Origin of the sequence: Enterococcus sp. (genome assembly GCF_022711995.1) — a bacterium.
Lineage (GTDB): Bacteria > Bacillota > Bacilli > Lactobacillales > Enterococcaceae > Enterococcus_D.
In genome coordinates, this window is the sequence record NZ_JALAHI010000161.1 from 1 (window position 1) to 24,493 (window position 24,493).

Annotated in this window: 18 protein-coding genes and 1 pseudogene; 12 read left to right on the forward strand and 7 right to left on the reverse strand. The window is 43.7% G+C overall.

The annotated features are described in order from the left end of the window. Window positions 1–330, forward strand: a pseudogene (locus tag Q0A12_RS15845) (hypothetical protein); the annotation flags it as partial. Window positions 331–702: 372 nt separating this feature from the next. On the opposite strand, the gene Q0A12_RS15850 reads toward Q0A12_RS15845, so the two are convergent. Continuing rightward, window positions 703–1,578 carry an AAA family ATPase gene (locus Q0A12_RS15850; protein WP_291293593.1) on the reverse strand — a complete coding sequence of 292 codons (876 nt, stop codon included), beginning with the start codon at window positions 1,576–1,578 and terminating at the stop codon, window positions 703–705. 313 nt (window positions 1,579–1,891) lie between these two features. Between Q0A12_RS15850 and Q0A12_RS15855 the strand changes: the two genes are divergently transcribed. Next, entirely contained in the window at window positions 1,892–2,269 is a 378-nt protein-coding gene (locus Q0A12_RS15855) for a DUF1033 family protein (RefSeq protein WP_291293594.1), read from the forward strand. Further along, a complete protein-coding gene (locus Q0A12_RS15860; protein WP_291293595.1) occupies window positions 2,202–4,271 on the forward strand; it encodes a DNA topoisomerase III in 2,070 nt (689 codons plus the stop codon). The genes Q0A12_RS15855 and Q0A12_RS15860 overlap by 68 nt, the downstream gene beginning before the upstream one ends. A 105-nt stretch (window positions 4,272–4,376) precedes the next feature. Here the strand turns inward: Q0A12_RS15860 and Q0A12_RS15865 are convergent, their stop codons facing one another. From Q0A12_RS15865 to Q0A12_RS15875, 3 genes are read right to left on the reverse strand one after another with little or no spacing between them, the layout of a single operon-like run. Continuing rightward, window positions 4,377–5,477 (reverse strand): SIS domain-containing protein, encoded by a 1,101-nt coding sequence (locus Q0A12_RS15865; RefSeq protein ID WP_291293596.1) that lies wholly within the window; start codon window positions 5,475–5,477, stop codon window positions 4,377–4,379. A gap of 3 nt (window positions 5,478–5,480) precedes the next feature. After that, on the reverse strand, window positions 5,481–6,311 hold the full coding sequence (locus Q0A12_RS15870) for an HAD family hydrolase (protein WP_291293597.1): 831 nt from the start codon (window positions 6,309–6,311) through the stop codon (window positions 5,481–5,483). Continuing rightward, complete coding sequence (locus tag Q0A12_RS15875; protein ID WP_291293598.1) at window positions 6,308–7,363, reverse strand: LacI family DNA-binding transcriptional regulator; 1,056 nt, start codon at window positions 7,361–7,363, stop codon at window positions 6,308–6,310. Before Q0A12_RS15875 ends, Q0A12_RS15870 begins: the two co-directional genes overlap by 4 nt. Before the next feature lie 238 nt (window positions 7,364–7,601). Here Q0A12_RS15875 and Q0A12_RS15880 point away from each other — a divergent pair, with 238 nt between their 5' ends. The 4 genes from Q0A12_RS15880 (at window position 7,602) to Q0A12_RS15895 (ending at window position 13,916) form a co-directional block, all read left to right on the forward strand. Continuing rightward, entirely contained in the window at window positions 7,602–8,552 is a 951-nt protein-coding gene (locus tag Q0A12_RS15880; protein WP_291293599.1) for an ROK family protein, read from the forward strand. Window position 8,553: 1 nt separating this feature from the next. Next, window positions 8,554–10,929, forward strand: a complete 2,376-nt coding sequence (locus Q0A12_RS15885) for a glycoside hydrolase family 9 protein (protein ID WP_291293600.1) — start codon at window positions 8,554–8,556, stop codon at window positions 10,927–10,929. A gap of 3 nt (window positions 10,930–10,932) precedes the next feature. After that, window positions 10,933–12,246, forward strand: coding sequence for a PTS transporter subunit EIIC (locus tag Q0A12_RS15890; protein ID WP_291293601.1), 1,314 nt, complete (start codon window positions 10,933–10,935; stop codon window positions 12,244–12,246). 242 nt (window positions 12,247–12,488) lie between these two features. Continuing rightward, the gene (locus Q0A12_RS15895; protein WP_291293602.1) at window positions 12,489–13,916 is read left to right on the forward strand and encodes an alpha-L-fucosidase; all 1,428 of its coding nucleotides are present in this window, start codon (window positions 12,489–12,491) and stop codon (window positions 13,914–13,916) included. A gap of 138 nt (window positions 13,917–14,054) precedes the next feature. Here the strand turns inward: Q0A12_RS15895 and ugpC are convergent, their stop codons facing one another. Both ugpC and Q0A12_RS15905 read right to left on the reverse strand, forming a co-directional pair. Continuing rightward, on the reverse strand, window positions 14,055–15,164 hold the full coding sequence (gene ugpC, locus Q0A12_RS15900) for a sn-glycerol-3-phosphate ABC transporter ATP-binding protein UgpC (RefSeq protein ID WP_291293603.1): 1,110 nt from the start codon (window positions 15,162–15,164) through the stop codon (window positions 14,055–14,057). A gap of 108 nt (window positions 15,165–15,272) precedes the next feature. Next, window positions 15,273–16,178 (reverse strand): helix-turn-helix domain-containing protein, encoded by a 906-nt coding sequence (locus Q0A12_RS15905; RefSeq protein ID WP_291293604.1) that lies wholly within the window; start codon window positions 16,176–16,178, stop codon window positions 15,273–15,275. A 143-nt stretch (window positions 16,179–16,321) separates the two neighbouring features. Here Q0A12_RS15905 and Q0A12_RS15910 point away from each other — a divergent pair, with 143 nt between their 5' ends. The 5 genes from Q0A12_RS15910 to Q0A12_RS15930 all read left to right on the forward strand — a co-directional run bounded on the left by Q0A12_RS15910 (window position 16,322) and on the right by Q0A12_RS15930 (window position 23,790). Further along, window positions 16,322–17,425: a GntR family transcriptional regulator gene (locus Q0A12_RS15910; protein ID WP_291293605.1), complete on the forward strand. Its 1,104-nt coding sequence runs from the start codon at window positions 16,322–16,324 to the stop codon at window positions 17,423–17,425. Between the two features lie 38 nt (window positions 17,426–17,463). Then, on the forward strand, window positions 17,464–19,056 hold the full coding sequence (locus Q0A12_RS15915) for an FGGY-family carbohydrate kinase (protein ID WP_291293606.1): 1,593 nt from the start codon (window positions 17,464–17,466) through the stop codon (window positions 19,054–19,056). Between the two features lie 22 nt (window positions 19,057–19,078). Further along, window positions 19,079–19,774, forward strand: a complete 696-nt coding sequence (locus Q0A12_RS15920; RefSeq protein ID WP_291293607.1) for an L-ribulose-5-phosphate 4-epimerase — start codon at window positions 19,079–19,081, stop codon at window positions 19,772–19,774. A gap of 20 nt (window positions 19,775–19,794) precedes the next feature. After that, window positions 19,795–21,219 (forward strand): L-arabinose isomerase, encoded by a 1,425-nt coding sequence (araA, locus tag Q0A12_RS15925; protein ID WP_291293608.1) that lies wholly within the window; start codon window positions 19,795–19,797, stop codon window positions 21,217–21,219. 207 nt (window positions 21,220–21,426) lie between these two features. Beyond that, window positions 21,427–23,790, forward strand: a complete 2,364-nt coding sequence (locus tag Q0A12_RS15930; RefSeq protein WP_291293609.1) for a phosphoketolase family protein — start codon at window positions 21,427–21,429, stop codon at window positions 23,788–23,790. Between the two features lie 197 nt (window positions 23,791–23,987). Here Q0A12_RS15930 and Q0A12_RS15935 read toward each other — a convergent pair whose 3' ends face one another. After that, a complete protein-coding gene (locus Q0A12_RS15935) occupies window positions 23,988–24,161 on the reverse strand; it encodes a hypothetical protein (protein ID WP_291293610.1) in 174 nt (57 codons plus the stop codon). Window positions 24,162–24,493: the final 332 nt, after the last annotated feature.

Consider the following 24,493-nt stretch of genomic DNA (forward strand, 5'->3'; position numbering starts at 1 on the left):
AAAAATGCAAATAGTTCAATACATTATCAATTATATCTTATTATAGCTACACCAATGATTCTTTGTATAGGTACATATATTCTAATGAATCTTGGTTTGGTAGGACCATTCGTCATCCAAGTTCCTTGGACTATTCCACCTATTATAGGACCCTATCTGGCTACTAATGGTAGTATAGGGGCAGCTGTCTGGTCCTTTGTTTCAATTTTAATCTCCTATTTTATGTATATGCCATTTTTCAAATTACTAGAAAAGCAACAAGTAAAAAATGAAAATGAGGAAGACTTAGAGATAAATAAAACAGTTCCTGTAGATGTAACAGAGTACTAATCTATTTTACCTTTTAAGGGCTTGCCTAATGTTCCCTAATGAGTGAAAATGATTCTTCGCCATCTAGTGTTCCTAAAGACTTAGTGTTAACTAGCTTCAAATCCAAAGGGGCTGTGCCATAAGTCTCCTACAAGTAACACGATCCGAATAATATATAGTATTGCTTCTGCGGTGCAGTGGCTCCTCGTCGCAAAAGTCAGAGAAATCTGTAGCAATAGAACATGATTCGGTTTAACTTGTTGGAAAATAGCTTATATCACAGTCCCTTTATCATCTGCTTGCCGGGTAGAAAGTCGTGCTTGAATGGGCTTAGCTTGGCAAAGTTGTCGAAGGGGCGTTAGCAGTTTACGTTTGGTTCTGGGCGCAGCTTTTTTACTGTTTTGTGCGCCGTTGCTCGTCTTCAAAGGCTTCTTGGTGGTCTTGAAAGAAACGATAATAAGTTTGAACACTTTCTAGTTGGGTCCAACGACGTACATCTACCGGCTTTTGATCCAAATCGTAGATTTTTGCTTCTTTGGTAGAAAGTACAAAGGGACTATGGGTAGCAATGACAAATTGACAGTGCTCATAGCGGGCCATGTCTTCGATGAATGCGACTAACTCGATTTGTCGCTGTGTAGAAAGTGAATTTTCTGGTTCGTCTAACAGATACAGTCCATTAGGTACGATTTTTTCTTGGAAAAATTTTGCTGCATTTTCTCCGTTTGAGAATTCCCGGACATTGTCCATCAAGTTTTTGCGGGTGAATTTAGATTGGGTATTGGAACGGGCCAGATTGATTTTCTTTAACCTTTCATAGTCTTCAAAGCCTTTAAAACGAAATTTTGCGTATTTGGCTTCAAAATATTCATCGAACACTTCTTCTCGGCGGCGATCAATGCCTTGATTCAAATTGCGGATGTCGAGCATATAGTCAAACACGTCATCGCTAGTCAAAATTTGCTTGATCTTGGGTTCATTTGTCATGGTGTAATGGCATTGATTCAGGTAATCTTCAAAGAAATTGGACCGATTATAAACAGCGGACCGTTTTGCACCGATTTTTTCAGCAATCACATTCAGCGCAGTGGTTTTTCCTGAACCGTTGCCTCCATAAAGGATGGTGATTGGTTCAAAATCGATTTGAGAAAAAGCGTTCTTTGACAAGATTTGATAAGGGTAATAGGAATCGTAGACAGTTCGCATAATCCCCGCAAAAAAAGACCCTTCGGACTCTCGATCAGGAAAAGTGATTTGATCAAGATACATCAGTGCATCATCTCCTAGCAGCTTTTTTCTTTAGTGTACCATAGGTGATCTTTTGGGCTAAAAAAACTTTTAATCGTAAAATAATTCGAATTCTAAGGTCTTACTATCTTTTTTTGTTATGTTCACATTCCGTGTGTTCTATGCTAGACTAAGGGTGACATCTTGTTGATGTCATCTTAAGTGATAGTATAAAAACATAAAAAACGATGATTTTTTGAATTCTTTAAAGGATGCTTATTTATTAAAACTTATTCCTTGCAACTTTTAGTAAAAGTGACTAATATTAGGTAGGAATCTTGAAAGGAGCGATGGGATGTATCAAGTAATAGTCATGTATGGAGATAACGAACCATGGTGGTTTTTTGAAGGTTGGCAGGCAGATATTCAAGAGGCGTTCACATTCGCAACTTTTGCGGAAGCACAGTCATTTTATGAAGAAAAATGGCACGAGATTCGGAAAGAATATTCGTACATAAATGCAAAATCCAACTTTATGACGGCTTTTTGGAATCAAGACGAAGAACGCTGGTGTGAAGAATGCGACGATTATCTCCAACAATATATGGGGTTGGCATTGCTTAAAGAATACCAACAAGTCGTCGATGAAAGCAGGAAAGATTTTTATGAAACAACTAATTCTAGCGGAAAAACCAAGCGTTGCCAAAGACCTCAGCAAAGTATTGGGCTGTAATCAAAAAAATAAAAACTATTACGAAGGACCCAATGTAATTGTTACTTGGGCCCTTGGTCATTTATTAGGTCTAAAAATGCCCGAAGATTTAAATAAAGAATGGGCATCATGGCAAATGGAAACACTGCCGATGGTTCCTAAAACCATTGGAATCAAGCCGTTGACTAAAACGGGACATCAGTTGAAAGCAATCAAACAGCTGGCCCATCGTAAAGATGTTTCAGAAGTCGTGATCGCTACGGATGCGGGACGAGAAGGGGAGCTAGTCGCTCGCTGGATTTTGGAATGGGTCCGTTGTGACAAGCCTGTCAAACGTCTATGGATCTCTTCACAAACGCCTAAAGCGATCAAAGATGGCTTTTCAAAACTACAACCCGCAAAGCAGTACGACAATCTCTATCATTCTGCGATTGCGCGAGCAAAAGCCGATTGGCTGGTCGGCTTGAATGTGACCCGTGCACTAACAGTAAAATATCAGGATAATTTAAGCGCTGGCCGTGTTCAAACGCCAACGCTAGCTTTGGTTCGCGCACAAGAGAAGCAGATTGAAGGTTTTCGTCCTCAAACCTACTATGTTATCAACTTGGAGGTTGGAGACAGCAAGGCCAAGCGTCAGCAAAGTAATCCTTATCAATTAAAAGACCGCAGCGAAGCCGAAGCACTGGTTCAAAAGATGAGTCAGCAAAATGGTCGTGTTACCTCAATTGAAGAGAAAATCAAAACCGAAGCAGCACCTTTGCCTTATGATTTAACGGAGATTCAACGCGAAGCCAATCAACGCTTTGACTTTTCTGCCAAAAAAACCTTATCACTGGTGCAAAGCTTGTATGAAACCCATAAGATCGTTACCTATCCCCGGACAGATTCGAAGTACCTGACGAATGATATGAAAGCAACCATGAAAGAACGGCTGCAAGCAGTGGCAGATTTTGCACCAGAGGTCAAAGGTTATTTGAAAAATGGCGGTCAAGTGCAGCAACAAGCAGTATTCAATGATAAGAAAGTTTCTGATCACCATGCCTTATTGCCAACAGAGCAACGGGCTCGGTATGAAAAATTGAGTAACGATGAACAGCGTATCTATCAGATGATCGTGGAACGATTCTTGATGCTTTTTGCCAAGCCGCATAAGAAGCAACAGCAAAAAGTAACGGTTAAATTTGGTAATGAATCGTTTGTCTTTACCCATAATACGGTGATCGAAGCCGGATGGAAAAAAACAAAAGAAGAAGCAACCTCTGTTTCTTGGCAAGAACAAATGAGTGTTAAGCCTGTATTCAGCATTCAGAAGGAATTAACGACACCGCCGAAACCGTTGAATGAAGGTACGCTCTTAGGCAAGATGGAAAAACATAGTTTAGGAACGCCGGCAACGAGAGCCGAGATCATTGAGAAGCTGATCAAGTCAGAGTTGATGGAGCGGACACCAAGCGGTCTGCAAGTTTCACCTAAAGGCAAGCAATTGCTAGTGCTGGTCAATCCATCTTTAGTGACCCCGGAATTGACGGAGAAATGGGAAAAGGAATTAGAACTGATTGCTAAAGGCAATTATTCTGAACAAAAATTCCTCGCTCAAATCGAAGAAGATACCAAGCAGTTGGTTAAAGAGATCAAGCAAAGCGAAAGCAAATACCAGGACTTTTCATTAACGCAGAAACGCTGCCCTGAATGTGGGGAACCATTACGGGAAAAGAATACCCGTGATGGCAAAATCTATGTTTGCTCAAGTCAAACCTGTAAGTACCGTCGCCGCAAAGATCCGAAAGTCTCGAATCATCGCTGTCCGCAATGCCATCGAAAGATGGAGATCATTGAAGGCAAAAATGGGGCATTCTTCCGTTGCAAATTCGATGGCACTACCGAAAAAATGGCGGATAAAAAAGAACGCAGCAAGAAACTAACCAAACACGAAGAACGCCGATTGATGCAAAAAATCAATCAAGAAGAACCGCAAGAAAGTCCATTAGCTGCAGCATTAAAAGCGGCGATGGAGAAAAACTAAAAAGACGATTCACTTGATGTATGGTCCAAAAATAGTAGAAATGCTGTAGAAAAATAAAGCGAAACCAGCCAGATAAAACGTATAGCGTTTTATCTGGCTGGTTTTTTATACGTAATCTTGGACAGTTGTTTTACTTTTCACTGCCTGCGAGAAGTCTGTAAAAATGCGTTGTGTGATGTCGATTCCTTTTTCTTTGGAGATATACCAGCAAAATACTTGGAATGGGATTATCGCCAAGTAAGGGGATTTGAATTCATCTACACATTCGCCAAGAGCCAATGTATAAGGATCGTCTGACTGGTCACTTCGCAATGAAATCGTAAAGACATGGGAAGTATGCTTTTGCTCATAGGCTTTTAGTAAACCTGCTTTTTCGATGATTTCTGCTTTTGCAGGGGTATCGATAAAGAAGAGCCGATAATCCGCATTCATTTCTAAGTAGGGGCCATGCATAAATGCTTCTAATTCGATCCCTTGGGAAGGCACACGAATCGTTTCGGAAAATTTTGTCTCCATTTCTTTGGCGGTACCTACAGCAGGACCATAGGCGATCGACATAAATCGGGGGGCATCTTTAAAATCATCTCGGAATGTTTCAAAAAAAGCAACCGATTTATTGATGGCTGGACCAAATTTAGCTGTTAGTTGGAAGAATTCGGCTAGTTCTTGTTTTTCTTCTTCCGCTGAAAGGATTCCTTTTTTAACGCCAACTCGCAGTCCGAGAAGCATTAGTGCTAGGACGGTTGCGGAAAAGCCTACTGTGACATAGCCTACACGTTCACGACCGGACAAAATATCGAGGGTCGAAGTGGTTACTTGGGTGATCTCACTGTCGGCGATACTGGTTACTGCCATCGTGTGAACGTCATGATGGTTGGTGATCTTCGCCAATGCATCGATGGTCGAAGTGCTTTGGCCGCTTTGAGAAATGCCTAAAGCAACTTGCAGATTGGGATCGATTTTTTCATAATGGGTGAAATTATACGGCTCTTCGATCATTAATTTGATTTGAGCTGTTTTTTCCATGTAGTACTTGGCGCTTTTTGCTGCATTGATGCTGGACCCGGTACCGAGGACCAGCCACTGGTCTGCCTTGAGATCCATCTCTGCGATTGCTTGATCAATATTTTGCGGATAGGCATTGAGGGCCGCAGTCAATGTTTCTTGTTCTTGTAAAATGTATGAAAGCATCGTTGGTTTTGACATCTGTTAGGACTCCTTTGTTGAAAAATAGTTCGTTAGAAAATTGGCAATACCATCCTCTGAGTTGTTATCCGTAACAAAATCAGCATGATGCTTTAGCTCGTCGATGGCATTTCCCATGGCGACACTGATGCCGGAGGCTTGGAGCATTTCCAAGTCATTCAAGCCATCGCCAAAGCTGATGATCCGCTTTCTAGGTACCGCCAGGTCCTGTTGAATGGCTTGGATCGCAGTGGCTTTGCTGATTCCTAGCGGGATCAGCTCGATATTGTTGGGATGGGAGGAGGAGACAGTCAGTAGCCGACTTTCAGCTAATTCTGCCCGGACTGCAGCAAGTTCCGCCTCACGGTCATCTGCAATGATGATACCGTTGACGATGCGGTTTTTGACTGCTAGTAATTTGGTTAGGGAATCGATCAGACAGAAGTCTTCCTCCTTTTGACCAATCCGTGACTGATCATTTTTTTGTAAATACTCTGGCAGCTGTTGGGTGTAAAATACCGTGTGCTCTCCAAAAAAGAAAACTGGCAGCTGTTTGGCATTTGTCACGCTATAGATTCGTCGCAAGGCTTCTTCAGAAAGCTGCTCTTTATGAAGTGTTTGATTCAGCGAATAAACACTGCCATTTGAAGCAACCACTTGGGTATCTTGCGAAAGACTTTTGGCGATATGATAAGCAGAGGAATACTTTCTGCCAGTCGCTACATAGAATTGATGACCGTCACGCTGCAGCGCGGTGATGACTGATTTTGTTTTTTCAGAAATTTGTTGTTCGTTGTTCACAAGGGTGCCATCAATATCCATAAAAATCAGGTGTTTTTCCATTTGATTACTCACTTTCTTTCAATCCCACAAGACTCTCGAATAATGAGATCTGGTGAATGCAATTCGATTGTTTCTAATGGTTCTTCATTGATCAATTTCAACAATCGTTTGACTGCAAGTTTGCCCAAAAATTGATTGTGCTGGTTGATCGTTGTGATGCGAGGAATTTGATAATCGCCATTCGGGAAGCTGTCACAACTGGCGATAGCAATGTCTTTGGGACAATTTAACCCGTGATCTGCCAATGCCCGAAAGGCACCGATCGCCACACTGTCATTGATTGCCAACAAAGCATCTGGTAACGTTTCTTGTTCTTGGATCATGGCTGTCATGCTTTGATAGCCGTCTTCGGTATAGAAGTCACTCAAATAAATGAGAGAAGGATCAAAACGGCTATAGAGGGAGAGGGCTTCTTTGAAGGCTTCGACCCGTTGTGTGGTGATTTTGACTCCTTTTTCTCCCCCAATAAATCCGATTCGGCGATTTCCTAAAGCAAGGAGATGCTGCACCGATAAAAAGATTCCTTTTTGAAGATCACGTTCGAGAAAAGAACAGGAAGAATGTTCTTGTTTCTGACCAACGATCAGTACAGGAACCTGCTCATTTAATTGTTCTAGTGCAGCTAAATACTCTGGTTGCGGGGTGTCGCGATCAATTTCGCCCCCTAAAATGATGACACCATCTACTTTTTTTTCGAGAATCGTATGAAAGGTGTCTCGTTCAATAAAGCTGCTGTCGGCTTTTTTTTGGCGACCCGCTGTCATGGTATTGAATAAGAGCAATGAATACTGTTCTTCACTACTTGCTAACTCAATTTCGGAAACCAATGAAGTGAAATAGGGGTTCGCCACGTCTGATACAACCACCGCAATGGTTTTGGTTTTATTTGAGACCATTCCGCGAGCAAGCATACTCGGCTGAAATCCTTCTTTTTCGATAATCGCCTGAACTTTTGCACGTTTAGCCGGAGAAACAGAAGGATGGTTGTTTAAAACGCGTGAAACAGTAGAGACAGATACATTACTTTTTTTTGCGATTTCTTTGATTGTAATCGTCTTTTTCATTCTAAAGCGCCTCCTCGTTATTCAGTTTAAGTGAGGGCTGAAAAAAAAGCAAGAAAGATTTGGTAACGTTTCTAAAATTGTAAAAAAAGAGTTGACAGCGATACCACATCCGGTTATGATGACTGTGAAAACGTAATCAGTTTTGAATTATTTGGTAACGTTCCCAGATAGAGCTGGATCGATGCAACAGAGTCGAGAGGATCTAGAGGAAGGACGTTACTGTTGAGTGAGGTGCAGGATGCAGGAGACAGTTTTATCCGTTGATTTAGGCGGTACAAAAATATTAGTAGGGGAAGTAACCCGAACAGGAGAGATTTTAGCAAGTAAAAAATATCCATCAAAGGTTGAAAACCAGCGTATAGCAACAGCAGAGATCAAGAAAGCAATCAAAGACTATCTGAAACAGCAACCAGTTTATGGCAAGCTGACAGGGATTGCTATCTGTGTTGTAGGACGCGTAGACACAAAAACTGGCACGTGGCTGGAGATCCATCCGGGACTTGCGGATGCCATTCCACTGGCTGAAGAAATGACGGAACTATTCCAGTTACCATGCTGGGTTGCCAATGATGTCACCAGTGCGGCATTAGCCGAGAAAGTCTTAGGCATTGGAAAACAAACGAAGGATTTCATTTACATCAATATCGGTACCGGCATAGCTGGTAGAATCATCCATGATGGACAACTGATTGGTGGCGGGCACTTTAATGCCGGAGAAATTGGGCATACAGTGGTGGACATCAACAGTGAGGTGGCCTGTTCCTGTGGTCGTAAAGGTTGTGTGGAACTCTTTGCTTCTGGACTAGGAATGCACAATCAAACCAGGAGATTCGCGGCGGATTATCCAGATACACTGTTGGATGTTGCCAAGGATCAGCGAACGTCTTTTCAGGAATTAGTAGCAGCCTATGAGCAGCAGGATGCATTGGCGAAAAAGGTCGTTGATCAAGCATTGCAAGCTGCCGCTGCATTGACTATGAATCTGATTCGAGTCAGTGATCCGGAAGCCATCGTTTTTGGCGGGGGCATCATGAATGATGGCTGGTTTTTATCACATTTGGTAACGTTACTAAATGCCAAAACGATCCGATTTGTCACCAAAGGGATTCAAGTAACAGCCCTTGACCCAAACACGATTGCTCTAAAAGGAGCGGCGGTTTTAGCATTTATTGATAAGGGGGAACTATAGAATGAATACGTTCAAAGAAGATGTGCTGCGCTCGGGGATCATCCACAAGCCACTGCCGATAGATCGCACTCGCTCATTTGAGAAACGCCAGCTGGACCAGGAAGAAATCATCGCCAGTCGTCCAGTGGTTGATTCCTACAAAAAATGGTGCCACCAAGGCCGCGGCCAATTGGAAACAACCAATCATTCTGTGACTTTGAGCAGCGATACCCGTTATGATTCTTGGGGAGAAGGGGCACCAGAAGATGGGGATTATGTCGATTTTGGTGAAGTTCGCGGTTCCTTGTCCCTCACTGGAGAAGATTGGCAAGAATACACGCAGCTAAAACTAGATATTTCAGCGGCTTGCGAGAATGTGGTGAATCCTGCGCTTATTCTTACCTTGGAAAATGATGGCGCAATCAAGATACCAGATATCTATGATCGCGAAGGCACCCATGTCATTAATCTTGAAGGGCAAAAAAAGCATACGTATGTATTAGACATCAGCAATTTGCCAAGAGATCAAGTGACTGGGATCCATCTTTTTGCCGGAGCGAATGGCTCCTACATGAATTTGAAAGGAGTCCTTCGTTACACCGTCGAAAATATTCGTCTTGAAAAAAACAAGCAAGGTACTTCAGCCAAAGGCTGGCAGGCACCGAAACAGGCCATCGTCTTTTCCCACATTGGGTATCATTCGAATCATACAAAAACAGCGATTATCAATGCCCATGATTTTGCCGCAAAGGAATTTAAACTCATTCGAAGCGCAGACGATCAAGTCGTTTATCAACAGCCGATTCAATGGCAAAAAACGGAGACCGGTGAGTTTGGTGTCTTGGACTTTTCAGATATTCAAGAGCAAGGCAGTTATTATTTACAGGTCGAGGAGACAAGAACGGAAGTCTTCCAAATCGGGGCTACAGGGAAACTGAAAGAAGCATCGATCTGGAAAGCATTGAACTTCATCTTTTGTGAACGGTGTGGTTGTCCTGTTCATGGGATTCATGGGACTTGTCATGAAGACTTGATCGCGACTTATAAACAAACCTTAGTCAGCTTCAATGGCGGGTGGCATGATGCCGGAGATCTTTCCCAGCAATTGGTTCAAACCGCAGAAGTAACAGCCAGCTTGTTTGAATTAGCCGAAACACAAAAAGACAATGAACTGCTGTATTTACGACTGATCGAAGAAGGTGAATGGGGCCTAGATTTTATCTTAAAAACCCGGTTGGATGACGGCGATCGGATTACCAGTGCCGGAATCACCCGTTGGACGGATAACCGAATCGGCAACATGGATGATGCTGTACCGAGAATTCACAACAGTCCCTATGACAATTTCTTGATTACAGGGATCTTAGCCATGATCCTGCGCTCGTTGCCGGAAGCGTATTCGATGAGACCACAGTTGCTGCAAGTGGTGAAAGAAGATTATCAACAGGCTCTTTTAGGTTATCAAAAAACAGGCTTCAAACATGAACCTATTTTCTGGGAGCATACGTACAACACATCAAAGAGTCTCTTTTTGGCTACGATGTCATGGACAGCTGCGCTGATGTACCAATTAACAAACGAAGACAGCTATCAAGAACAAATGGCGGAATGGTTTACTGCGCTTCTTCAATGTCAGGAAACCGAAGGAATCTCGTTAGAGGATGGACAGATTCTCAAAGGAATGTTCTATCGAGATGACACCAAGAAAGTCTTTCAGCACTTTAATCATCAAGCGCGGGAACATTTATATGCACAAGCGTTTGAAGCTGTTCTTGCCGTCGAAGATAACCCAGCCTGGCAAAAAGCAGCTGCAGACTACGCCAGCTATTTAGAATTTTTGAGTCGTTTCACGGATCCATATCCGATGTATGCCAGTGGTGTTTATAAAGAAGATGAATGGTTGGATGAGGAGAGCTTCAACAAACAGCATTTATTAGTGGCTGATGAGGCCAAAGAAAGTTATCAAAGACAATTAGAACAAGGGATCAATATTGCCGATGGATTGTATGTGAAGCGTTTTCCTGTGTGGTTTTCTTTCAGAGGCAACAATGGAGTCTTGTTATCCATGGGAAAAAGTGCCGGAATTATGGGCCGTTTAATGAACAATGACCGGTTGGTGGACCTAGCCGATCAGCAGTTGCAATGGATGATTGGCAAGAATCCTTTTGGTCAGTCAATGATGTATGGGGAAGGCTACAACTATCCTCAGCAGTACTCCGTTTCATCGGGAGAAATCACCGGAGAAATGCCCGTCGGAATTCAAACTTTTGGCGATGAAGATGTTCCTTACTGGCCGCAGTTCAATAATGCAACTTACAAAGAAGTGTGGGTAGGAATCGCCGGGAAATGGCTGGCATTGCTTGCGGATTTAATAAAATATGAAAATAGAGGAGTTTAAAACATGAAGAATGAGAAAACATTCAACAAAGAAGCGTTAGGAGAAAAAGTTGCGTTAATGGCAAACAAAGTTGCTGTCAATCGCTACATTGCTGCAATTCGTGATGCTTTTGCAAGCACGATCCCAATTACCATCACTGCGGCCTTCTTCTTGTTGGTCAATAATGTGTTACTGGCTGAAGACACTGGACTTTTGCGAGGGATTCCTGGGAGGATGATGATCTCTGAGATCTGCGACCAAGCCTACAATGGCACGTTGGGAATATTGGGCATCATGGTCACCTTTTTGATTGGGGTGCGCTTGGCTCGCTCCTATGATTCAGATGGCGCATTGGAAGGAATCGTGGCGATTGCGGCATATATCTCTCTAGTACCGAATATTGTTTCCGTCTCTGCAATCGATGGAACAGAGATCCAAGCTGCAGGTACGCTGACCCAAACCTATACGAGTGCTTCTGCCATGCTTTTAGGGATTTTAGCAGCGTTGATCAGTGTTCCGCTAGTTGTAAAACTAACGGCAAATGATCGCTTAAAAATCAAAATGCCAGAAAGTGTGCCACCGGCGATTGCGCGCTCATTCAATAGCTTGATTCCAGCATTTTTTACCATTAGTTTATTCGCAATCTTTGAAGTCGTTCTACGTACGATCACTGGGCTGACAGTTCCAGAAGTGGTTGTTAACTTGCTACAAGCACCGTTAGTCGGCGGCTTTCAAACATTATTCGGCATTTTGTTATACGTTTTTCTTTCCACCTTTGTCTTTATTTTCGGTATTCATGGGGCTTTTGTTTTCGGTGCAATCTCAGGACCAATCTTACTTACGTCTCTTCAGCAAAATGTTGAGGCAATCAATGCCGGTGCTACTGCGCCAAACATTGTAACGCAACCTTTCTTAGATGCTTATGTCTACATGGGTGGCGGCGGAACCATGATTTGTCTGGTTATTGCCGTACTACTCTTTTCGAAACGACAAGATCAGCGGATGATTGCGAAACTTGGGGGCGTATCAAGTTTATTTAATATTAGTGAACCAATGATGTTTGGTCTGCCTATTGTATTCAATCCGATCTATGCGATCCCATTTTGTATCGTGCCAATGGTGTCGACGATTTTGGCTTACCTTGCCACTAGTCTCCATTTTGTTAATCCAACGTACATTTTGATTCCGTGGGTAACACCACCGGTCTTGTCAGGCTATCTTGCGACGGCAGGGGATTTTAGAGCGGCATTGCTGCAAATCGTAATTATTGCTGTCGGTACGGTAATCTATATGCCATTTGTCTTATTGTCAAATAAAGTAGAAGATACATTGGAATAGAACCAAAAGGCATAACGAAACGGTATCTGAATATTTGTTCGTGAATGTCTCCAAAACATTTTTTTAAACAAACTATGTGAATTAAATCAAAGTATGTAATTTAGAGTAGTGGCTTGTCAATTCAATTGGCATCCACTACTCTATTTGCTGTAAAAACAAAAAGGCTGTAGCTAGCGATCTGTCTGGTGAGTTGAACAAGTAGCAGGCAATCAGCCGTCAGCTGGAAAAGGGAGTGACAGGTGATGGAAGTAGAAGAACTGACGGCGGTTCGTCCTAGTTATCGTCAAGTAGAGTGGCAGAAATTGGCATTCTATGGCTTTATCCATTTTGGGATAACTACTATGATGAATCGGGAATGGGGTAACGGCAGCGAATCACTGACCGTATTTGATCCGCAAGCATTGGACTGCCAAGCGTGGGTCGCACTTTTTAAACGCAGTGGGATGAAAGGCGTGATTTTAACCTGCAAGCATCATGATGGTTTCTGTTTGTGGCCCAGCAATTATTCCCAACAAACCGTCGCCCATACACCTTGGAGAGAAGGCAAAGGGGATTTGGTCAAAGAGCTGTCCGAAGCTTGCCATGAGGCTGGGCTGGCCTTTGGTATCTATCTGTCCCCTTGGGATCAGCATGCCCCAAGTTATGGTACAGGGCAAGCCTATGATGAGGTGTATGTGGGGCAGTTGACGGAACTTTTGACCCAATATGGCGAGATCACTGAAGTGTGGCTGGATGGTGCCAACGGAGAAGGTCCCAATGGCAAACGGCAGTTTTATGACTGGCAAAGGTATTACCGCCAGATTCGACAGTTGCAGCCCAATGCCGTGATCGCGGTTTGCGGACCGGATGTTCGCTGGATCGGAAATGAGGCTGGCCATACAAGAGAAAATGAGTGGAGTGTCGTTCCACGAGAGCTCTTGGATGCAGAAAAAACGGCTAAGAAATCGCAACAGACAGACACCACGGCCTTTCGCAAAACTATGACAAGTACCGAAGCCGATTTAGGCAGTCGTTTTGCATTGGCAAAATATACTTCCAGAAAAGAATTGGCTTGGTATCCAGCGGAGGTCAATCTATCGATCAGACCAGGCTGGTTTTATCATCCAGAAGAAGATGATCAAGTGAAAAGTGCGGAAACGCTGTTTTCTCTGTATCGCCGGACAGTGGGAGGGAATGCGACGTTCTTATTGAATGTGCCGCCTATGCCCGATGGCCGGATTCATCCCAAGGATCAACAATCACTGACTCAATTAGGCCAATATCTCAAACCTTTGCAAGAGGATCTGCCTCAGTATCAGGGCTATCTCAAGGCTTCTTCTCAAAACGCCGACTGGGATCAAGACTGTCTGCAACAGCTGGCCGGAGAATCCTATTGGCAACCGGCTGCAAGCGATCGAGAACCATGGTTGACGCTGACCTTTCCACAGCCAACACGGATCAATACAGTGATCCTGCAAGAAGAGATCCGCAAGAGTCAGAGAGTCGAAAGGGCCGTACTTTATTATGAAAAAGCAGACAAAGACTGCTTCTTAGCTGAAATCGGCACAGTGGGACATCAGAAAATCATTGATGTGGCTGACATCACTACCAAGCGGCTGAAAATTGTCTTCTTGGCTTACCGTCAGTATCCGACGATCAAAAAGTTTTATGTCCGGTATCTTGAAAAATAAAAATAAGCCTTGCAACCCAAAAACAGACCGCCGCAAGGCCGTCTGTTTTTAGGGGATACAAATAAGGAATAAAAGTGGATATTAGTTAATTGCGACTGTCTAGGGGGCAAACCAAGGACAGTGCAAGAAAACTACAAATTAAGGTAGCGTGATCACATTCTCTGAATCTTTATCAAAGAAGTGGGCTTTGTTGATGTTGAATGCTAAGTCAACGACTTCTCCTGGACGGTGGAAGTCACGGGCATCCACTTTGGAGATAAATTCTGTCGAGCCGATCTTCGTATAAAGCATCGTTTCAGCACCAAGTAATTCAGAAACCACTACTTCTGCACGGACAGTTGCTTCTGGAGAAGCTTCTAACGCGATTTGTTCGCTGTGGATATCTTCTGGACGAATACCAAAGACTAATTCTTTTCCTTCATACCCTTTTTCGATAAGAACTTTGTTCTTGCCTTCAGGAATACGTAAGTTTAAGCCGTGGCCATCTGAGATCATGCCATTTTTCAAAGTAACAGTAAAGAAGTTCATGGCAGGTGAGCCGATAAAGCCGGCAACGAACATATTTTTAGGTGTGTTGTAAACTTCTTTTGGTGAACCGATTTGTTGAATGAAACCGTCTTTCATGATAACGATACGATCTGCCATTGTCATGGCTTCTGTTTGGTCATGGGTAACGTAGATCGTTGTTGTTTCTAGACGTTGGTGAAGTTTCGCGATTTCTGCACGCATCGCAACCCGCAATTTCGCATCCAAGTTAGACAAAGGTTCATCCATCAAGAAGACTTTCGCATCACGCACAATGGCACGTCCTAAGGCTACCCGTTGGCGTTGTCCACCAGATAGTGCAGCTGGTTTACGATCTAAGTATTCCGTCAATCCTAAAATCTCAGCAGCATTTTCTACCCGTTTTTTGATTTCTTCTTTGTCGTATTTACGCAATTTCAATCCGAAAGCCATGTTATTGAAGACGGTCATATGTGGATACAACGCGTAGTTCTGGAATACCATGGCGATGTCACGGTCTTTAGGGGCAACATCGTTCATTACTTTGCCGCCGATGGATAGTTCACCTTCAGAAATATCTTCCAGTCCAGCGATCATCCGTAGTGTTGTTGATTTTCCGCAACCAGAAGGTCCAACAAAAACAATAAACTCGCGATCGGCGATATCTAAATTAAAATCAGTTACAGAATATGAATCATTATTATCATATTTTTTGTGGATATTTTTTAAGGCCATTTCTACCATGTGGATTACCTCTTTCCATTTAATTTACATGCTTATCATAAATGAAAACGCTTTGAATCAGCAACGGAAATATGCACAAGAAAAAAAGCGTTTTCTTGTGCAAGTTGTTCAATCGGTTGGATGAGCGAAATTTTTGACGAGGAAATAGCACAGGAGCAGGTCATTCATTTCCTTCAAATTCAAGTTGGTCATATTTTGGAACTTATCGATCTTATAAAGCAGTGTGTTGCGATGCATGAAGAGCGATTTGGCTGTGGAACTGGCATTGCCTTGATTTTTCCATAAGGATTCGATCAAATGGACCAATTCGCTTTCTTGAAACCAATCTTGGTAAAGGGTGCGGAACAAGAGTTGGTAGTTGGTTCCGTCACTTAGTAAATGGATAAGGGCAGTGGCTAGATCCAAGCTTTTCAAATTGGTTTGTCGAGCTAATTGCTGTTGAAAAAGGGCCATCTCTTCAGCGAGCAGAAGGGTGAAATCATGGCTGGAGTGATGAAAGGGACCTACAAATAAATGAGAATAACAGTCAAAATCCATGTCTAATGCCACGAATAAGCCATCCAGCTCATCGAGCCGCAAGTTGTCACCAGTTTGCTGCTCCACGATCAATGCGCTGTCTTCCGTCAGAAAGAAGAGGTCGATGACGCAAGGAAGCATTTGTTGGATCTCCTGTAACCATTCAGACTGCAATTGATCAATACTGTTAGTGAATTTTACTTGCAGCAAGCGATAGTCTCCTGCTTCATGGATCGGCTGATGCTCAAATAAAATCGGGTACCAAGGTCGGGCATGGTTGTCAATGATCGGAACGAGGCTGCCACTTCCTAGCTGCAGCATGATCTTTTCTTTCGCCGTTAGGTCAGCAGCAGGCAGCCAGATGTATTTTTGACCAAATGGGATCGATTCAATCGCAGGATCCGTTGAGGTGACGGAGTGCAAAGCGGCGTTTGGGTAATTTTCTTTGATGTCTTTAAAAGAGAAAATAGGAAGAACCTCCTTTGCTGTCGTTGTCATTTATTGTATAGCAATTCCGCTTTTCTGAACAGTTTCAATTGAAGGAATTCGATGTTTCCAACAAGATGAAAGCTGCGATCCATGGGGGGCGTTCTTTTTTTGCAAAAGACTATTGACATGAAATCGCATTCAAATTACACTATATGTACGGACAACTTTTGAAAGATGGGATAATATTGACAACAAAGTACGAACAACTTGCAGATGAGTTACGGGAAAAAATCCGTTTAGGCACCTATAAAGAAGGGACAACGATACCTACAGAAGCCACATTACAAGAAGAATACCACTTGAGTCGCCATACTGTGCGGCAAGCCATCGCTTTGCTTGTCAACGAAGGCTATTTGCGCAAAGAGAGAGGATCAGGCACTTATGTATCGAAACCTGAGAATCTACCGCAACGCAGCCATAAAACGATTGGGATCATTATGACGTATCTCTCTGATTATATCTTTCCCTCAATTATGCGGGGAGTTGAACAAACATTGCGGGAACAAGGCTATTCGTTGCTCTTGGGATCAACAAATAATGATCATCAACAAGAACGAGCTTGTCTCCAACAGATGATGGATCAAGGGGTGGACGGCTTGATCGTTGAACCAACGAAGAGTAGTCAGTACAACCCCAATTTAGCCTACTACATGACGTTAAAAGAAGCAGGCATTCCATTAGTCATGATCAATGCCTACTATGAAGAACTTGATCTGCCGCATATTTGCGTCAATGATACTCGCTCAGGCTATCTGGCGACGAACTATTTATTGGCACAGCAGCATGAACACTTGATGCTGATCACTAAAATCGATGACTTACAAGGGAAATATCGTATGAAGGGTTTTGTCAAAGCTTTGGAACAAGGGAAGAAAACCTTTGCTGCCGAAGATATCTTGACTTATACCACCGAGACGAAAGAAGCCGTCATTGCACAAGCCCTCGCCCGCTTGAATCAATCCAATGAGATTACGGGGATCGTTTGCTACAACGATGAGATTGCGCATCGTTTGATCCAGCAATTGGAAGCCGAGGGAAAACGAGTACCGGAAGATGTTTCAGTTGTCGGCAATGATGATTCGCCATTAAGCATATTGTCAACACCGGCGATCACCACATTGACACACCCAAAAGAAGCAATGGGGATGTTGGCTGCTCAATGGGTCACATCAGGGGTACCTGCGGAAGAAACGTTTTATTATGAGCCAGAATTGATCATCCGCGATTCAGTGAAGCAACAGTCAGCAAAGCATTGATAGTCAATGTTAGTAAATGGATAAAGGAGCGAAAAGAGATGAGGCAACAAATAAGTGCAGCGATCCAAAATGGTCAAACGGCACTAGGCATCGAGTTAGGATCAACAAGAATCAAAGCAGTCTTGATTGATGAGCAATTTCAAACCATCGCCACCGGTAGTTACGAGTGGGAGAATCAGTTGTTAGATGGCATCTGGACCTATTCACTGGACACTGTCTGGCAAGGAATCCAAGCAAGTTACCAAGCTTTAGCCACTTCCGTTCAAGCCGAATATGGGGTTCCTCTGACGAACATTGGATCAATTGGTTTTTCCGCTATGATGCATGGGTATCTCGCATTTGATGCAAAAGACCAATTACTGGTGCCTTTTCGGACCTGGCGCAATGCAAGTACCGAAGCAGCAGAAAAAGCATTAACGGCATTGTTTCAATACAATATTCCGCAACGCTGGAGTATCGCTCATCTGTATCAAGCCATTTTGAACCAAGAAACCCACGTAGCAGATGTCGCATTTTTGACGACACTAGCAGGCTATGTTCATTGGCAGCTGACAGGAGAAAAAGTGATTGGGATTGGGGATGCCTCAGGAATGTTTCCAATCGACAGCCAATACAAAGACTACGATCCGCAGATGCTCCATCAGTTTGATGACTTGATTCATTCGGAAAATCTGCCTTGGAAAATCGCCGATATTTTACCAAAAGTCCTAGTGGCGGGAGAAGCGGCCGGTAATCTATCGGCAGCTGGTGCCCTGCGGCTAGATCCCACAGGGACGTTGCAACCGGGCATTCCTCTTTGTCCGTCAGAAGGCGATGCGGGAACCGGAATGGTTGCCACCAATAGTGTGGCACAAAGGAGCGGCAATGTTTCTGCCGGAACGTCAGCCTTTGCCATGATTGTTCTTGAAAGCGGTCTCTCTCAGGTTTATCCGGAAATTGATCTGGTAACGACGCCAGCTGGCGATTTAGTTGCCATGGTTCATACGAACAATTGTACATCGGAGATCAATGCTTGGGTCAAAGTGTTCCGTGAATTTGCCGAAGCAGCAGGCATGGATATTTCTACCGAAGCCCTGTTTACAACCTTATTCAATCAAGCATTGGCAGGAGATCCAGACTGTGGCGGCATGTTGTCTTATGGCTATTATTCAGGAGAGAATATCACCAAAATGCCAGCCGGCAGACCGCTGTTTGTCCGCTCGTCGGAAAGTCGATTCACGTTAGCCAACTTTATGCGCCTCCATTTGTTAAGCGCATTTGGCGCCATGAAGATTGGCATGGATATTCTAACCAAAGAAGAAGTCAAAATCGATCGAATCGTGGGTCACGGCGGCATTTTCAAGACACCAGTCGTTGCGCAGCGTGTGCTGGCTGCCGCCATGGAAGCACCAGTCACCGTAATGGAAACTGCAGGTGAAGGCGGTGCGTGGGGGATTGCCCTACTGGCCGCATTTATGAAAAATAAGACTGCAACGGAAACACTAGCCGACTTTTTAGGAGGTGTTTTCCAAGGAAAAGAGGGCACAACTTTGGCACCTTTGCCTGAAGATATCGCAGGTTTCACTGAGTTTGTTAAGCGCTATCAAAACGGGTTGTCGATCGAGCAGGCAGCGATCGATGGCTTGATTTAAATCAAAAATTGAGGTGAGTCTTTTGTTAGAACAATTAAAAGAAGTAGTCTTCCAAGCGAATTTAGCTCTGCCAAAACATGGCTTGATCAAATACACTTGGGGCAATGTGTCGGCGGTTGACCGTAGTCAGCAGCTGTTTGTGATCAAACCCAGTGGGGTTGATTATGAAACGATGCAAGTAAGTGATATGGTGGTCTGTGATTTTGAGGGCAACGTTGTTGAAGGCAAGATGAATCCTTCTTCTGATACGCCCACACATGCCGTGTTATACCAAGCATTTCCAGAAATTGGCGGCATCGTCCATACTCATTCAACCTGGGCGACAAGCTGGGCACAAGCAGGTGTGGATCTGCCGGCGATGGGCACCACACATGCAGATACTTTCTATGGCAGTGTTCCTTGCGCGCGTTTTTTGACCCAAGAAGAGATTGACCATGGCTATGAAGCAGAAACTGGCAATGTAATTGTTGAAACATTCCGTGAACGCGGCATCCAGCCTTTAGAGATTCCCGGTGTCTTGCTGCAGGGGCATGGGCCGTTTACTTGGGGCAAAGATGCCCAAAGTGCAGTCATGAACGCAGTCGTTTTAGAAGAAGTAGCGAAGATGAACGTTGTGACACGTCAGATCAATAGCTATGCACCGGAACTGCCGCAGTGTGTCCTTGACAAGCATTATCTACGAAAACATGGCAAAGATGCCTACTATGGGCAAAAATAATCAAGAAGGAGTCTACAAAAATGTTAGCAATCAGTAAAAAAGAATTTTGGTTTGTTGTAGGATCGCAACACTTATATGGGGAAGAAGCCTTGCAAGAAGTTCGCGATCATGCAGCCGAAATGGTCGAACGTTTGAATGACAGTGGCAATCTGCCTTATCCAGTCGTTTTACAGGAATTGGCAGTCACTGCGGAGACGATCACGAAAATCATGAAAGAAGTCAATTATCGGGATGAAGTCGCTGGTGTCATCACTTGGATGCATACCTTCTCACCAGCCAAAATGTGGATTCGGGGAACGAAGCTGCTGCAAAAACCACTGCTTCATTTGGCCACCCAATACAACGAAAGCATTCCTTGGGAAACCATCGATATGGACTTTATGAATTTGAATCAGGCAGCCCACGGCGATCGTGAGTATGGGTTTATCAATGCCCGCTTGCAGAAACAAAATAAAATCGTTGTTGGTTATTGGAAAAAAGCAGCGATCCAAAAAGAAATCGCCGCCTGGATGGATGTGGCCGTTGCCTACAATGAAAGTTTTGGTATCAAAGTCGCTCGTTTCGGCGACAATATGCGTAATGTTGGCGTGACTGAAGGGGACAAAGTCGAAGCACAGATCCAATTTGGATGGACCGTGGATTACTTTGGTATTGGCGATCTTGTTCAAGTAATCGATGCTGTGACAGATGAAGAAGTCAACGCTTTGTTTGAAGAATATCGTAATTTGTATGACTTTGATCAGGGAGATTACGAAGCCGCAATTTGGGAAGCGCATGTAAAAGTACAGGCCAAACAAGAAATCGGCATCCGTCGTTTCTTAGAAGCAGGAGGCTACAGTGCGTTTACGACCAACTTTGAGGATCTTTATGGGATGCAGCAACTGCCAGGATTGGCTGTGCAACGCCTTATGGCTGAAGGATACGGGTTTGCAGGTGAAGGCGACTGGAAGACCGCAGCCATCGACCGGCTTATGAAAATCATGGCCCATAACAAGGCAACCGGCTTTATGGAAGACTACACCTATGAGTTGACTGAAGGCCAAGAAGCCATTTTACAATCTCACATGATGGAAGTGGATCCAGTATTGGCTGTCAATAAACCCAAAATCGTCGTTTCGCCGCTATCGATGGGGGATCGAGAAGACCCGGCACGTTTGGTCTTTGATGGCCAAGGTGGGGAAGGGGTTGTCGTCTCTATGGCAGACTTTGGCACCCATTATAAGTTATTGATCAATGAGGTCGATGCCTTTGAACCGACAGAAGCCGCACCAAAATTGCCGGTGGCTCGCGTGATGTGGACGCCACGTCCGAACTTCCATCAAGGCGTCAAACAATGGATCGAAACCGGCGGCGGACATCATACAGTTGTTTCATTAGCATTGACCGCCGATCAAATCGAAACATGGGCGAAGCTCGTTGGGTTGGACTATGTGACGATCAAGTAGTAATTAAAGAAATAGATAAGGCAATAACAAAGAGCCATGGACAAGACCAAATCCTCTCAAACCGCAACCTGGTGGGAGGCGTACTGGTCTTGTTTTTTTGTGCTGGAGCAGACAAATCATAGCAGTGGCGCAAGTACAATCAGCAAAATTGACTTTTAAAATTGAGACGCATAGACTTTTCATTAAGAGAAAGCAAGGAGGAGTAGTATGAAGACAACATTTGATACCCAAGAGTATTTTGACAAAATGACTGCTTGGTGGCAGGCGGCGAACTATCTTTCTGTCGGACAAATCTATTTGAAAGACAATCCATTATTGCGGCGTCCCATTGAAGAAAAAGATCTGAAAGTCAATCCGATTGGACACTGGGGCACCATTGCTGGTCAGAATTTTATCTACGCTCACTTGAATCGTGTCATTAACAAGTATGATTTAACTATGTTTTACATTGAAGGCCCAGGGCATGGTGGTCAGGTGATGGTTTCGAATGCCTATTTAGATGGCAGTTATACGGAGATCTATCCAGAAGTCACCCAAGATGAAGTCGGGATGCAGCACCTTTTCAAAATTTTCTCCTTTCCTGGAGGAATTGCTTCCCATGCGGCACCAGAAACCCCCGGTTCGATCCATGAAGGTGGGGAACTAGGGTATTCCATTGCCCATGGCACAGGGGCTGTCCTTGATAATCCAGATGTCATCGCTGCTGTGGTGGTTGGCGATGGTGAAGCCGAAACCGGTCCGTTAGCGGGTAGCTGGTTTTCCAATACCTTTATCAATCCGGTAAATGATGGAGCGGTTCTGCCGATTTTGCATCTAAACGGTGCGAAAATCTCTAATCCAACGATTCTGGCTCGCAAATCTGATGAAGACCTAACCAAGTATTTTGAAGGAATGGGTTGGACCCCTTATTTTGTAGAGGGCGATGATCCTGCGACTGTTCATCCGCAAATGGCGAAAGCCATGGACCAAGCTATTGAGCAGATCAAAGCGATTCAAACCAAAGCCCGTCAAGGAAAAGCGGCTGAAGCAGTCATGCCCCGCTGGCCTGTTTTGATTGTTCGCACGCCTAAAGGCTGGACCGGACCAAAAGTTTGGGAGGGAGAACCGATCGAAGGTGGATTTCGCGCCCATCAAGTACCTATCCCAGTCGATGCCCACCATATGACACACGTCGATGCCTTGACTGATTGGCTAAAATCCTATCAACCAGAAAAACTCTTTGATGAATCAGGCCGTATCAAGGCGGAGATACAAGAACTCGCACCGAAAGGGCAAAAACGGATGGCAATGAATCCCATCACGAATGGGGGCATTGATCCTCAACCGTTGAAAATCACTGATTGGCGGCAGCATGCCATCGATATTGGTGTTCCTGGTTCAACCACTGCTCAAGATATGATGGAGTTCGGGAAGTTTGCTCGGGATCTGATTGTTGAAAATCCGACTAATTTTAGAATCTTTGGACCGGATGAAGCCAAATCCAATCGCTTGAATCATGTTTTTGACGTGACAAATCGCCAATGGCTGGAACCAAAACAACCTAGCTATGATGAATGGCTAAGTTCTGCCGGACGGGTGATTGATTCCCAATTGTCAGAGCACCAAGCAGAAGGCTTTTTGGAAGGCTACATCTTAACCGGTCGCCATGGCTTTTTTGCTAGCTATGAATCCTTCCTGCGGGTGGTGGACTCCATGATCACACAACACTTTAAGTGGACCCGCAAATCGAAAGAACTGCCTTGGCGGAAAGCTTATCCATCATTGAATTTGATTGCATCTTCAACGGTATTTCAACAAGATCATAATGGGTACACCCATCAAGATCCGGGAATCATGACGCATATTGCGGAGAAAAAAGCAGAATTTGTCCGAATCTATTTGCCAGCAGATACCAATAGTTTGCTGGCGGTAATGGCAGAAACATTTCAAACCGAAGAACAGATCAATCTGATTGTCTCTTCCAAGCATCCTCGCCCGCAGTTTTATACGGCAGATGAAGCGGAGATACTAGTAAAAGACGGCTTGAAGATCATTGATTGGGCTTCAACAGATCAAGGAGAACCTGATTTAGTAATCGCTGCAGCAGGAACAGAGCCGAATTTAGAAGCCCTTGCGGCAGTAAGCATATTAAACGATGCCTTTCCAGAGTTGAAAATCCGTTTTATCAATGTCGTGGATTTATTGAAACTACGTCATCCGGAGATTGATCCTCGGGGATTGACTGATGAAGAATTTGAGGCTTACTTTACCAAAGACAAGCCAATTATTTTCGCTTTCCATGGCTATGAAGGACTGATTCGAGATATTTTCTTCGGCCGCAAAAATCAACGGCTGCATATTCACGGCTATCGTGAAAATGGTGATATCACTACACCTTTTGACATGCGGATCTTATCAGAATTGGATCGCTTCCATATAGCGAAAGATGGTGCTGAATGGGTCTACGGCGAACAAGCCGCCGACTTTGCCCAACGAATGGCCGACACCGTTGCCTATCACCATGACTTTATCCGTGAGAATGGCTACGACATTACTGAAGTCCAAGACTGGCAATGGAAACCATTAAAATAGAACACAAATCAAATAAAAAATGGGACTGCGACATAAGTCATCATCCAACAAGTGAAACCGAATAAAATTCTATTGCTCTATTGCTAGGATAGATTCCTTAGACTTTTGCGACGAGGAGCCATTGCACCGCAGGAGCAAAATAGTTAAGGTTCGGATAGTGTTACTTGTCGGAGACTTATGGCACAGTCTCAGTTTTTTTATACAGAAGTCAAAATGCGATAAATCCCAATGAAGAAAGCTTTGATGCCTCGCAAGTAGCGGTTCTTATTGTTCAATTCCTGATAGACTTCGGCGATCGTGCGACGGGTCAATAAATAGAAGAGAAACCCAATCAAAAAAGTAAAAAGAAAAAAGAAAAACAGCAATCGCATAAATCATCACCTAAATTCATAAATGTTTCTTTATCATAACAAAAAAGAGTAGGATTTTTGAAATGATTTGTTTTGAAAATTGAAATGGATTAAATAAGACCAGAAAATAAATCATAGATTTCTTTATTTGGCGAAAATACTGTAGCCATTGTTTTGATATATAGGAGTATACGCAGCATGATTCATTTAGAAGTATCAAAAATCATGAGATAATTCCTGTAGATTGTTTTAGAAATCCTCCTTGTGCTACAGATAGAATCCGGAAACGGAAAAGAATATCGTCAATAAACATCAAAATTAAGTATCAAAAAGGAATAAAGTGTCCAGCGATC